The 12,981-nt window shown below is 62.5% G+C and carries 10 protein-coding genes; 1 reads left to right on the forward strand and 9 read right to left on the reverse strand.

Annotated features, from left to right (window positions below):
- Positions 1-21 precede the first annotated feature (21 nt).
- The 8 genes from RL_RS20795 to RL_RS20830 all read right to left on the reverse strand — a co-directional run bounded on the left by RL_RS20795 (position 22) and on the right by RL_RS20830 (position 9,675).
- Positions 22-504: a chemotaxis protein CheW gene (locus RL_RS20795; protein WP_011653452.1), complete on the reverse strand. Its 483-nt coding sequence runs from the start codon at positions 502-504 to the stop codon at positions 22-24.
- Positions 501-2,318, reverse strand: coding sequence for a methyl-accepting chemotaxis protein (locus tag RL_RS20800; RefSeq protein ID WP_011653453.1), 1,818 nt, complete (start codon positions 2,316-2,318; stop codon positions 501-503). The genes RL_RS20795 and RL_RS20800 overlap by 4 nt, the downstream gene beginning before the upstream one ends.
- 173 nt (positions 2,319-2,491) lie before the next feature.
- A complete protein-coding gene (locus RL_RS20805; protein WP_011653454.1) occupies positions 2,492-4,414 on the reverse strand; it encodes a HAMP domain-containing methyl-accepting chemotaxis protein in 1,923 nt (640 codons plus the stop codon).
- A gap of 269 nt (positions 4,415-4,683) precedes the next feature.
- On the reverse strand, positions 4,684-6,393 hold the full coding sequence (locus tag RL_RS20810; protein ID WP_041936459.1) for a methyl-accepting chemotaxis protein: 1,710 nt from the start codon (positions 6,391-6,393) through the stop codon (positions 4,684-4,686).
- A 33-nt stretch (positions 6,394-6,426) separates the two neighbouring features.
- Complete coding sequence (locus RL_RS20815; protein WP_003542822.1) at positions 6,427-6,936, reverse strand: chemotaxis protein CheW; 510 nt, start codon at positions 6,934-6,936, stop codon at positions 6,427-6,429.
- On the reverse strand, positions 6,933-8,984 hold the full coding sequence (locus RL_RS20820; RefSeq protein ID WP_011653456.1) for a chemotaxis protein CheA: 2,052 nt from the start codon (positions 8,982-8,984) through the stop codon (positions 6,933-6,935). The genes RL_RS20815 and RL_RS20820 overlap by 4 nt, the downstream gene beginning before the upstream one ends.
- Positions 8,981-9,349, reverse strand: a complete 369-nt coding sequence (locus RL_RS20825) for a response regulator (RefSeq protein WP_003542824.1) — start codon at positions 9,347-9,349, stop codon at positions 8,981-8,983. Before RL_RS20825 ends, RL_RS20820 begins: the two co-directional genes overlap by 4 nt.
- Positions 9,346-9,675 (reverse strand): STAS domain-containing protein, encoded by a 330-nt coding sequence (locus RL_RS20830; RefSeq protein ID WP_028742222.1) that lies wholly within the window; start codon positions 9,673-9,675, stop codon positions 9,346-9,348. The genes RL_RS20825 and RL_RS20830 overlap by 4 nt, the downstream gene beginning before the upstream one ends.
- A 342-nt stretch (positions 9,676-10,017) precedes the next feature.
- Between RL_RS20830 and RL_RS20835 the strand changes: the two genes are divergently transcribed.
- Positions 10,018-11,760, forward strand: coding sequence for a hypothetical protein (locus RL_RS20835; RefSeq protein WP_003542826.1), 1,743 nt, complete (start codon positions 10,018-10,020; stop codon positions 11,758-11,760).
- 133 nt (positions 11,761-11,893) lie between these two features.
- Here the strand turns inward: RL_RS20835 and RL_RS20840 are convergent, their stop codons facing one another.
- Entirely contained in the window at positions 11,894-12,976 is a 1,083-nt protein-coding gene (locus RL_RS20840; protein WP_003542827.1) for a tetratricopeptide repeat protein, read from the reverse strand.
- Positions 12,977-12,981: the final 5 nt, after the last annotated feature.

A 12,981-nucleotide genomic window follows, 5' to 3' on the forward strand; every position in this document is an offset into this window, starting at 1 on the left:
GGTCTCCGAGTTGATGCGCGGTCAGGCCGCCGATTGCAGTACCGAGGCGTCCTCGCGCGACAGTAAGCGTGCAAGATCGATGATGACGACGAAGCCGTTCTCACGGCGAACGACGCCGGCGATATAGTCCGAGCGCCAGCGCACGCCGATATCGGGCGCCGCCTCGATCTGCTCGCGCCGGAACGGCGTGACCTCGAAGACGCGGTCGGCGACGAGGCCGAGCGTCAGCAGCCGGCTTTCCATAGGAACGTCGAGGACAAGCACCCGCGTGTGCGGCGTCGGCACGGTCTTCGTCATGCCGAGCTTCAATCGAAGGTCGATCGTCGGCACGCCCTGCCCGCGCACGTCGCGCAGGCCGAGCAGATAGTCGGGACCATTCGGAATCTTGAAAGCTTCCGCATAGTCGAGGATTTCCCGTACCACTTCAACCGGCACGGCGAAAATCTCCTCGCCGAGGCTGAAGGTCACGAATTGCGCTTCCAGAGATGTGGTGGCCATGATCATGCGCTTTCCTTGAATTCGGCGTCCCCATCATCGGGACCGCCCATCGAGAGATCGAGAGCGAAGCCTTTCACCCGCGCCTGCTGGCCGGCGACGCTGTTGGCTGCCGGCTTCTTGGGCGCAGGCTTGCGGGCGGTGGTAGGAGCCGGGCTGCGGACCGTCATCCTGGCGGCCGGTGCGCGCTCGCGGCGCCCGCCCGCCGTATCGACCTTGAAGAAGGCGATCGACGTCTGAAGTTCCTCAGCCTGAGAAGCGAGTTCTTCCGAAGTCGCGGACATCTGCTCGGAGGCGCCGGCATTCTGCTGCGTCACCTTGTCGAGCTGCTGGATCGCCTCGTTGATCTGCGCCGCACCGACATCCTGTTCGCGGCAAGCGGCACTGATCTCGGAGACAAGCTCCGCCGTCTTGCGGATGTCGGGCACTAGGCGACCAAGCATGTCGCCGGCTTCCTGGGCCGCCTTGACCGTATCGCCCGACATCGAGCTGATTTCGGCAGCGGCCGACTGGCTGCGTTCGGCCAGCTTGCGCACCTCGGAGGCAACGACCGCAAAACCCTTGCCGTGTTCGCCGGCACGTGCCGCTTCGACGGCCGCGTTGAGAGCCAGCAGATCGGTCTGACGGGCAATTTCCTGGACGATGCCGATCTTTTCGGCGATGGTCCGCATCGCCTGCACGGCACGCGTCACCGCTTCGCCGCTGGCTTCGGCATCCTTGGCCGACTGGCGGGCGATCTTCTCGGTCTGGGAAGCGTTGTCGGCATTCTGCTTGATATTGGCGGCCATCTCTTCCATCGAAGCCGAAGCTTCTTCGGCGGAAGCCGCCTGTTCGGTGGCGCCCTGCGACACCTGTTCGGAGCTCGACGACAGTTCCTGGCTGCCGGCCGAGACATTCTCGGCGGCTGCGATGGCGTCGGCGACAACGCCGCGCAGGCGTTCGACCATCTGCTCGAGCGCGATACCCAGCGTATCTTTCTCCGACAGCGGCTTCGGAGAAACCGTCAGGTCGCCGTTCGAGATCTGGCTGGCGATCGTCGCGGTATTGCGCAGGTTCGCCGTCATCCGGCTCATCGAATGGACGAGATCGCGGATTTCGTCGTTGCTCTTGTGCTCGATGTTCTGTTCGAGATCGCCGATGCTGACGGCATCGGCAAGACTGACGGCGCGCTTCAGGCCGCGCGAGATATTGAGTAGGATCCAGATCGCCGCCGCCGACGAGACGATGATCAGGCCGATCGTCATCATGACAAGCAGATTGCGCGACTGGGCATATTGATCGTTGGTGGCGGCGTCGGTTTCGGCGACGTTGCCGGTCACCGTGTCGTTCAGCTTGGTGAGAATGCCGAGCAGCTGGGTCGTCACCAACTGGCCTTCGCCCATCGAAATGATGCCGGCCTGGGCGTTGGATTCCGTCGTGTTCTGCTTGGCGAGATCGGCGACACGATCCTGCAGCGCCGTCCACTTGCCGTAGAGTTCGCCGAATTGTGCCATGCCGGTCTTGATCTCCGGATCGTCGGAGGCGGCGAGGCGGCCCTGGAGCGTCTTGATGAGCTCGCGCTGCTGCGAGATCTCGTCGACATAGCCGGTGATCTTGCTGGCGTCGGTATTGATGATCGCGTCCTTTTCGGCGCGAATGGAGCGCATCACGGCGTCGGAAAGATCGCCGGAATCGCGCAGGTTGGTAACCGGACCGGCAACCATGACCGAAATGTCGCTGTTCAGCGACGAGAGATTGTAGATCGAAAGACCAGCCATGGCGCAGGTCAGGAGAACGATGAAACCGAACACCAGGCTCAGTTTAAGTTTGATTGTGAAGCGCATTTCCAAACCCCCGTTAGTACCGCGGCGGATATTCCGCCGGATCGCACATCATGCCGTCGTAAAAACGCTTCATGCGTCACCGGCAAAAGCCGGCATGACCAGGTGCGTCCATGCACCGGTTCAATCGAGGGGCCGCTGTCCACTGCGGCCCCAGCTTCTGCATCCCAAAAGCCCTATGCGCTTTCGCGGAATTCATCGTCCGACGTATCCGGCCCGCCCATCGACATGTCGAGGGCAAACCCCTTGGCGCGGGCCTGCTGGCCGGCGACCGTATTGGCCGGCGCCTTGCTGGCCGGCTTGCGCGGTGTGGCCGGAGCCCGGCTGCGGACGGTGAGTTTTGCGGCCGGCGTGCGATCACGGCGCCCGCCCGCCATATCGACCCTGAAGAAGGCGATCGAGGTCTGCAGTTCCTCGGCCTGGGAGGCGAGTTCCTCGGAGGTCGCCGACATCTGCTCGGAGGCACCGGCATTCTGCTGCGTCACCTTGTCGAGCTGCTGGATCGCCTCGTTGATCTGGGCAGCCCCGATATCCTGTTCGCGGCAGGCGGCACTGATCTCGGAGACCAGCTCCGCCGTCTTGCGGATATCGGGCACCAGCCGGCCGAGCATATCGCCGGCTTCCTGGGCGGCCGTCACGGTATCGCTCGACATGGCGCTGATTTCGGCGGCGGCTGACTGACTGCGTTCGGCAAGCTTGCGCACTTCCGAGGCGACGACCGCAAAACCCTTACCGTGTTCACCCGCACGAGCGGCTTCGACGGCGGCATTGAGGGCGAGCAGATCGGTCTGGCGGGCGATCTCCTGGACGATGCCGATCTTCTGGGCAATCGTGCGCATGGCGTCGACAGCACGCGTCACCGCTTCACCGCTCATCTCCGCGTCCTTGGCCGACTGGCGGGCGATCTTTTCGGTCTGGGCGGCGTTATCGGCGTTCTGCTTGATGTTGGCGGCCATCTGCTCCATCGAGGCGGAAGCCTCTTCGGCGGAAGCCGCCTGTTCGGTAGCGCCCTGCGATACCTGTTCCGAGCTTGCCGAAAGTTCCTGGCTGCCGGAAGAGACGTTCTCGGCGGCCGAGATCGCATCGGCGACGACGCCGCGCAGGCGCTCGACCATCTGTTCGAGCGCGATGCCGAGTGCATCCTTGTCGGAGAGCGGCTTCGGAGACACCGTCAGGTCGCCGTTCGCGATCTGGTCGGCGATGCCGGCCGTGGTCCGCAGGTTGGAGATCATGCTCTGCATCGCGATGCCGAGCGCATCCTTGTCCGAAAGCGGCTTGGCATCGGTGCTGAGGTCGCCCATGGCGATCTGATCGGCAAGCGCTGCCGTGGCGCGCAGATTGGCAGTCATGGCATTGACCGTATCGATGAGATCCTTGATCTCGTCATTGGTCTTGACATCGACCTTCTGGTTGAGGTCACCGATTGCGACGGCGTTTGCGACCGTGGTGATCTTCCTGAGGCCGTTGTTGATTCCGAGCGTGATCCAGAGTGCAGCACCAAGCGCGATGAGCACGGCAATGCCGGAAGCGGTGGTCAGGATCAACTTGGTCGAGTTGTAAAGCTCGGCATTCGAGTGGTCGGTCGCCTGCATGCCCTTGCGCTGAATCTCGGTAAGCGCGGCGATCGCATCGCCCATGTCGTCGGTCATCGCCCGGAGATCGCCGAGTGAAAGCGCCAACGCGCCGGCCTTGTCGCCCCTGGCGTCAAGTTGCTGCAGCTCGGCGGATTTTTCACGGAATTTCGCACCGACCGTCTGCAGCTTTTCCCAATAGGGCTTGCCTTCGGGCGAAGCAATGGCGTGGCCGGCATCGAGGGCGTCGAACATCACCTGCAAGTTCTGGTCGGCCTCCTTGTAGAAACCGGCAGCAGCATCGGGTTCGGTGGAAAGCAGCGCGTTCTTCTGAGCGCGGATGGCGTTGACTTCGGCAACATTGGCGTTCAGCGCCAGTTCCAGGCGGCGCATCGGGCCGTCGATCATATTGCCGCTTGCATCGTTCAAGGTGCCGAGGCTCAGGCTTCCATAAACCGCGATGCCGATCAGCAGCAGCGTCATGATGCCGAAGGCAAGACCCAATTTGAGCTTGATGGTGAAACGCATGTGAGACCCCCTGTTTGCGGTCAAAACGAATGGATAGAGACACGTCCCATCGGTGGGGCGTCGAGCGTGAAAGTGATGTGTCTGAAAAGGGGGAAAGCGACTACATTCACTTCCCGGCAGCCGGACATCTATCGATCGCAGCACCAACGCCTACATGCGTTGGGGGATATCCCGCCTCGGGCCACCGGAGCAGCCCGAGGGATCACATGGCGAAAGCGTTCAGGCGCTTTTGCCAGGGGAGCGCCTATGCACTTTCCCCAGGGGAGCGCCTATGCGCTCTCCCTAAAGTCGTCGTCGCCAGCGTCTGGACCGCCCATCGACATATCGAGAGCAAAGCCCTTGAGACGCTGCTGCTGAGCCGAAACCGTCTGGCCACGGCCCTGGCCATTGGCCTGCGGGGCGGACTTGCGGACAGCGGCTGGGGCCTTGATCACCTTGGTCGAAGCTTTTGGCTGCGCCTTGTAGGCGCCGGGCCGTGCGCTGCCTGCCGTATCGACCTTGAAAAAGGCGATCGAGGTCTGCAGTTCTTCCGCCTGGGAGGCGAGCTCCTCGGAGGTTGCCGACATCTGCTCGGAAGCGCCGGCATTCTGCTGCGTCACTTTGTCGAGCTGCTGGATCGCTTCGTTGATCTGCGAGGCGCCGATATCTTGTTCGCGGCAGGCCGCACTGATTTCGGAGACCAGTTCCGCCGTCTTGCGGATGTCGGGCACCAGACGGCCGAGCATGTCGCCGGCATCGGCGGCAGCCTTGACCGTATCGCTCGACATCGAGCTGATTTCGGCGGCAGCCGACTGGCTGCGTTCGGCAAGCTTGCGCACTTCCGAGGCGACGACCGCAAAACCCTTACCGTGTTCACCCGCACGAGCGGCTTCGACGGCGGCATTGAGGGCGAGCAGATCGGTCTGGCGGGCGATCTCCTGGACGATGCCGATCTTCTGGGCAATCGTGCGCATGGCGTCGACAGCACGCGTCACCGCTTCACCGCTCATCTCCGCGTCCTTGGCCGACTGGCGGGCGATCTTTTCGGTCTGGGCGGCGTTATCGGCGTTCTGCTTGATGTTGGCGGCCATCTGCTCCATCGAGGCGGAAGCCTCTTCGGCGGAAGCCGCCTGTTCGGTAGCGCCCTGCGATACCTGTTCCGAGCTTGCCGAAAGCTGCTGGCTGCCGGAAGAGACGTTGTCGGCAGCCGACAGTGCGTCGGCGACGACGCCGCGCAGGCGTTCGATCATCGTATTGACGTTGCCCAGAAGTTCGCCGATTTCGTCATGGCTGGTGATATCGGCCATCTTGGTCAGATCGCCTTCCGACACTTCGCGCACCACGCTGTTGGCACGGCCGAGGCCCTTGCTGATCGTGCTGGCGATCCAGAACGCAGTAAAGGCAGCAATCAGCAGGGCAACGGCGGCGACCGCAACCATCATTGTGCGCGTCGTCGTGTACTGCGCTTCGGCGCCGTCGTCGGCAGCCTTCATACGCTGCTTTTCAAGTGCCAGGATTTCGCTGAGCGTCGAGTCGATGTCGTTGGCAGCGACCCGCGCCGTCGTGACGGAAACGGCATTTGCGCCTTCGGCATTGCCGGCCTTCATATATTCCCGGATCTGGTCGTCGGCTGCTGTGAAGCTCTTGGAAAGTTCGGCGATGCGCGCCCAGCGCGCCTTGCCTTCTTCCGTGGCCAGCTCCAACACCTGGTTGAAGGCGTCGGTGAAGTCCTTGCGGGCCTGATTGCCCTTCGCGATTGCGCCAGCCGTCTCGTCTGCGCTGCGGGCGGTGAGCAGGTTCTTCTGCTGGCGGATCTCCTCGAGCTGGGCAATGTTGATCTGCTGCGCCAGATCGAGCCGGGCTGCCGGGCCGGCGAGAAGCTTATCGATCGTGTCGTTCAGCGATCCAAGGCTGAAGATACCGTAGGCGGCGGTGCCTACGAGCATCAGAATGATGAAGGTGAACGCGGTCACCAGTTTCGTCTTGATTGTCAGTCGCATAGTCCCCAAACCCCTCGTTGAATTCATTCAGCGTCAATTAGCGGCTCCCGCCGCATCGCGCCTCGATGAAAAAATCGCCTGCAGATTGGGGAGAATGATGAACTCTCCGCCCCGCTTCACCAGGCAGTTGATGTAATCGGCGCGCCAGCGCATGCCGACACTCGGCGGGGCCTCGCTCGCGGACTTTGCAAGCGTCGTCACCTCGTTCACCTTGTCGGTCCTGAGGCCGACGAGCGTCTGCTCGCCTTGCAGATCGATCTCGATGACGATGATGCGGCTGTCGATCGTCGCCTCTGCCGCTTCCATTCCAAAGGCGAGACGCAGATCGGCGAGCGGAATGACCTTGCCGCGAAAGTTGATGACGCTGGCGACGAAGGGCTGGCTGCCCGGCACCGCGGTCTCGGGAAGCAGGTCGAGGATTTCCTGGACGATGACCGCTTCCAGCGCGAAGGTTTCGCCGTTGAGATCGAAGGTCAGGACTTCGACTTCCTCGGCATAGTTCCAGTGATTGTCAAATCGTTCGGCTGCTGCTGTTGCACTCATCCTGCTACACGCAATTGCGCCTCCTGTTGCTGACCCGCGGCAACCAGGTGCCCGACGTCGAGAATGAGAGCGACGCTGCCGTCGCCGAGAATGGTGGCGCCCGAGAAGGTCGCGACGTTATTGTGCAGTTTCGACATCGACTTGATGACCGTCTGGTGGTCGCCGATGATCTGGTCGACGACGAGGCCGACGCGCTCCGTGCCGGTCGAGATAACGACGACCTTCTGATGCACGTCGGGTTTTGTGCCCGTGCGGAAGAGGTCGCGCAGGCGCAGGAACGGCACCAGGCTGTCGCGCAGCGAGATGAAGCTGCGGCCGCGCGAGCGAAGATCTTCCTCGAGCGACAGTTCGAGGCATTCCTCGACCGCCGAGAGCGGGATGACGTAGCGGCCGGAACCGACGCGCACCAACAGGCCGTCGATGATGGCGAGAGTCAGCGGGATGCGCAGCGACACTTCCGAACCCTGTCCCGGCACGCTGACGATGTCGATCGCGCCGCGGAGCGCCTCGACCGTCTTCTTCACCACGTCCATGCCGACCCCGCGGCCGGACAGATTGGTGATCGCGGCTGCCGTCGAGAAGCCGGGGGCGAAGATCAGCTGCAGCAGCTCGGAGTCGGAAAGCGGCTGACCGGGCTGGATAAGGCCGGAGGACTCCGCCTTGGCGCGAACCCGTTCACGATTGATGCCGCGGCCGTCGTCCTTGATCGAGATGATCACCTCGCCGCCGGCCTGGCGGGCCGAGAGCGTCACCGTACCGGCTTCGCTCTTGCCGGAGGCAAGGCGGTCGGCGGGCGTTTCGAGGCCGTGATCGATCGAGTTGCGCACCAGATGCACAAGCGGATCGGCCAGACGCTCGATGACGGTCTTGTCGACTTCGGTGCTCTCACCCTCCGTCACCAGTTCGATCACCTTGCCGGTCTCGCGAGCGAGATCGTGAACGAGGCGGCGGAAGCGGGAGAACAGGGTGGCGACCGGCACCATGCGCAGCACCATCATCGTGTCGCGCAATTCGCCGGAGAGACGTTCGATCTCTTCCGAGACGGAGCGCAGTGCGATGTCGGCGCTGGCGCTGGCGAGCTGGCTGAGGCGCGATTGCGCGATGACGAGCTCGCCGACGCGGTCCATCAGTTCGTCGAGACGTTCGGCCGGAACGCGGACATTCTCGGCCGCCTTCGCCTGGCTGACGGCGGCAGGCGCCTCGCGCTTGGCCGGAACCGCCTCGACAGGACGGAACTCCGGGACGGTGGTCGGCGGAACGGGGGCCGCCGATACCGCGACAGAGGCAGGTGCAGCCTTTTCCTCGACCGGAGCGGCGGTTGCCGCTGCCTGCCCGCTGATCTCCTCGACGCTGAGTTCCATGTCGTCGAGCACGAAAATGAAGACGTCGTCGATCGCCGAGCGGTCCTGCTCGCTGGTCAGCGTCACGTCCCAGGAAATGTGGAGTTCCGTCGGAGCCAGCGCGTCGAGGGGCGGAATGGCCGAGGTGTTGGCGCGCACGGTGCATTCGCCGAGATCGCGCAGCTCGTCCAGCAGGCCGAGCGGGTTGGTGCCGTTGGCCATCGAATTGGCGGGTAGGCTGAAGCGGATGCGCCAGCTGTTCTTCTTCGCCGCTGCGTCGCGCGCGACTGCGGGTACGGAAACAGCAGCCGGCGCTGCTGCTGGCGCCGCTTCCCTGCCGCCGACGGCAGCCTGCAGCTGCGTCAGAAGTTTATGCCCGATATCGCCGTGATCGGCGTCCGGCTGGTCGACTAGGGCCCGCATATGGTCCTGGGCGGCGAGAACGGCGGCGACGAGTTCGCTGGTCGCCGCGACCTCGCCCTTGCGGACACGGTCGAAGGCTGTTTCGCAATGATGGGTGAAGGCGGCAAGCGCCTCGAAACCGAACATCGCGCCGGAGCCCTTGAGCGTGTGGAGGCCGCGGAACACGGCGTCGACGAGATCCTTGTTGTCGAGCTGGTGGGTCAGGTCGAGAAGACCGGCCTCGATCGCTTCGAGGCATTCGGCGGCTTCGGTGCGGAATACGGCAACCGGATCGAGCGTGCTCATCGTCCGAGAACCTTCTTCACGATCTTCACCAGGCTTTCCGGGTCGAACGGCTTGGTCAGCCAGCCGGTTGCGCCGGCGGCCTTGGCACGCGCCTTGAGATCGGCGTCCGATTCCGTCGTCAGGAAGATGATCGGAACGCCGGCTTGCGCCGGCAGCTTGCGCAGTTCCTCGATCATCGTCAGACCGTCCATGACAGGCATGTTGAGATCGGTCACGATCAGATCGAAGCTGCTGCCCTTGGCCGTCGCGAGGCCCTCTGCCCCGTTGACCGCCTCGGTGACGCTATAGCCGGCATTGGTCAGCGTGACCTTGGTGGTCAGACGAATGCTGGCAGAATCGTCGACAGTCAGGATATTTGCAGTCATAACGTCACCTCTTTATGCAACCAGAACTTTGCATCTTCATGATCGAAGGATTCGATGAAACCTGCGCGCTCAAGTACCTTCAGGACCGAGCCGCTGGCCGGCGAAGAAAGCTTGAACGTCTTTCCCTTGGCCTTTGCTTGGCGGCGCGAGGATTCGATGAGTTGAACGAAACTCAGATCCGCTTCCGCGCCTTCGGGAATGCTGATGATGATTGTATCATTGCTGTGAAATTCATCGGTAAACTTTGAATATAGTTCGGACACGTTACGAATACTGAGGACATCTGGCAAATTTATAGATTCGTAATATTGTTTCTGAGTATCCAATGCAGCCTCCTGGGCCAGAAAAATACTTGATGACCCTAAAAGGACTCTCACGACAGCGTTAATGCAGAGTAAACAGCGGTTGTAGGAAACTGCCGTATAGCGCGTTCCGCGACTCCCAATTCTCATCCGGGATAAGTTGTATTTTTTCCTCAAAATTTAGAAATAAATAAAATAAAAACAGTATGTTGAATTACGCCGCGCCACCGTGACCCTTTCACCGGCACCCCATCGACATCTTTCGTTAATCACAACGCTGGCGAGTCCCCGCGCGTTTACCGGACGTTTCCATCCTGCCCGTAAAAATAGAGTCGAATTGCCTGTATTTTAAGAAAAGGTATAAAAGTGGTACACGCTCTGGTATCATCGAACGCTGTAGCCTACACGTCAGGGCGGGACATCAGCCAGACCCTGGAATCTGCTCGTAGCCAGGTCGAGGAACGTTTCCTCGAAGGCGGCACCGTGCTGCTCTCGGTGATGGATGTCCTCAACCGTCTGTTGAACTCGCTCGAGAGTGTCACCACGACGCTCGACAACAAGGAGGCGAGCGACACCAGCGCCGATCTCCGCGCCACGGTGGAGAGCCTGATGGCGCTGCCCGTCACCGAGGAAAACCGCCAGCAGGCGCTCGTCTCGCTGGCGCATACCGGCAGGGAGCTGCGCAAGCACGTCGCCGACATGCAGGAGACGATGCGTTATCTCAGAACCTTCGCGGTGACCGTAAAGATCACCGGCGCCGGCCTTGCCGAATTCGCCGGCTTCGCCCAGGAGATCCTGGAGCGCATCTATTCCGGCACCGATGAGGTCAATCGTTTCGCCACGCACCTCGACAGTCTCGACAAGGAGGTCAAGCTCGCCGCCTCCTTTGGCGCCGGTGTTTCCAAGAGCTATGCCGATACTGTTCCGGCCGTCGCCGGAGCCCTGCGCGATGATGCCGCCAAGATCGCCGGACATCGCAAGGATCTCGGCGTCATCGCCCGCGAGGTCGGCGCAATTGCCCGCGCCGTCCAGGGCAAGGTCGCCTCGACCCTGTCTGCCCTGCAGATCGGCGACATCACCCGCCAGCGCATCGAGCATGTGCAGGCCACCTTTTCGCTGCTTGAAGATTTCTTTGCCGGCGAGGATGGCGCCAGACTCGACGCCGGCGCGCGCCAGCGCCTCCAGAACGTCATTCACCATCTGACGGCGGCGCAGATGAGCGACATGTGCGCAAATTTCCAGCGGGATTCCGAAAACGTCGTCAAGACGATCGCGAGTTTCGATCACGACATGCGGGAGATCCTCAAGCTGCGCGATCAGATGAGCGGTCAAAGTGGCGAGGCCGGCGGCAACTTCATGCGCGCGCTGGAATCCAGCGTTTCGGCCGCCCATGAAATCGTCAAGCAGGTCGATACGGCAAGCCGCCAGGCCGACCAGGTGAGCCAGTCGACGATCGGTACGGCCGCCAAGCTCTCCGAAGCAATCGGCAATATCCGCGCCGTCAAGACCGACATTCACTATATGGCTTTGAATACCAACCTGCGCTGCAGCCGCCTCGGCGAGGAAGGCAAGTCGATCAACGTCGTCACCGCCGAGCTGCGCATCTTCGCCGGCAAGCTCGACGATTCCGCCGACGCCATCGTCAACGGCCTGCCGGCGCTCGAAGCTGCGGCCGGGCGCGTCGCCCCCGCCACGGATGCCGGAGCCGGCAATCTCGGAGAAAGCCTGACCTCGGCCGTCGGCAACATCCGCTCTGCAGCCAACGTGATGGAAAACGAGCTGAAGGTGCTCGCCGAGAACGGTCGCGAGGTCGCCACCAAGATCAGCCTGCTGATCGGCAAGCTCGATTTCCAGCATAATCTGGGCGAAGTCCTTGCCGGCTGCGCCGATATGCTCGAAGGCGTCGCCGGCACCGATGTCGCCGATATCTCCGATCTCGCTGAGACGATCGCGCCGCTCGACCGCAAGATCTTCAAGCACTATACGATGGTCCAGGAGCGCAGTGTTCATCGCGGCATCATTCCGGCGGGCGAGGACAGCACCTCCGCTCCCGCCGAAACCGCCAAAGCCGAAAACGATGAAGACCTCTTCGCCGATGCGCTTTTTTAGGTTGGAACGCTACAGCACCGCGCGTCTTCTCAGACGCGCAAAGGATGCTGTAGCCACAATGCCTAAATCGATTCAGATTTAAGGGATTATGCAATAGCCCGTCCGCCTCGTCGGCCGGGTCGACAAACGGCGGCTATCGCCGCCGAAACTTGTTGGCGGCGTCGATCGCCGCCTTCTGCTGGGTGTCCTCGATGCCGAGGTAGAAATCCTCGAGCGCCGGATCGGCGAGCCCGGCCCGGCGCGACAGCACGTACCACTTCGCCGCCTCGATCGGATTGGGCGCCGTGCCGATCGCATTGATATAGAGATGGGCGAGCTTGTTCTGCGCGGCGACGTTGCCGCCGTTAGCGGCAAGTTTCAGCCATTCGAAGCCCTTGACGTAATCCTTCGGCCCGCCGACGCCGTTGACGAGCCAGATGCCGAGATCGAGCTGAGCCGTGTCGAAGCCGGCGCGCGCCGCGCGCACCATCCATTCGCGGGCGAGCTTCTTCTTTTCTTCCGGCAGGTCCTTCAGCGTCGCATAGATCTGCGCCACGGCATATTGCGAATCGGCAATGCCCTGCTCTGCCGATTTCTCGTAGAATGGCAGCGCCAGCCTCAGTCCCTTCTCGCCGGGATTGTCGGCGATGAGAAGCTGTGCCCAGTTGAATTCCGCCGAAGGATTGCCCGCCTCGGCCGCCTTGTGCATGTAGTCGTCGGCCTTGGCCTTGTCACGCGGCACGCCCTCGCCTTCCATCAGGATCAGCGCATATTTGAACATCGCCGCCGCATCGCCGCCTTCGGCCGCCTTGCCGTACCAGAAAGCGGCGTTCTTCACGTCCTTCTTGACGCCGAGGCCCTGCGAGAGGATCTCGCCGATCAGCGTCTGCGCCGCCGGATCGCCGAGCTGGGCGCGCGGCAGCGCCTTGTCCATTGCCGTCAGGTAATAACCGCGCTGGAAGGCGCCGTAGGCCTCGTCGATCGGCCCTTTGTAATCCTTCTCCGGCGGCAGGTCCGGCAGCTTCGCGCCCATGCGGTCGAATACGCCGACGCCATCGGAGGGTTGCACGCCCGGGCTGGAAGGCCGGTCGGTGCGGAAGGTCGAAGCCGGGCCCGTGCCCGGCTGGCTGATGACGCTGTCCGGCGCCTGCGCCAAGGCGATATTCGGCCCGGCCGCAAGGAAGGCGGCCATACCGGCGAGGAAATATTTCAAAAGACGGGCGGGCGGGATCGGCATGAGCG

The sequence above is a fragment of the Rhizobium johnstonii 3841 genome, from assembly GCF_000009265.1.
In the GTDB taxonomy this organism is placed as follows: domain Bacteria; phylum Pseudomonadota; class Alphaproteobacteria; order Rhizobiales; family Rhizobiaceae; genus Rhizobium; species Rhizobium acaciae.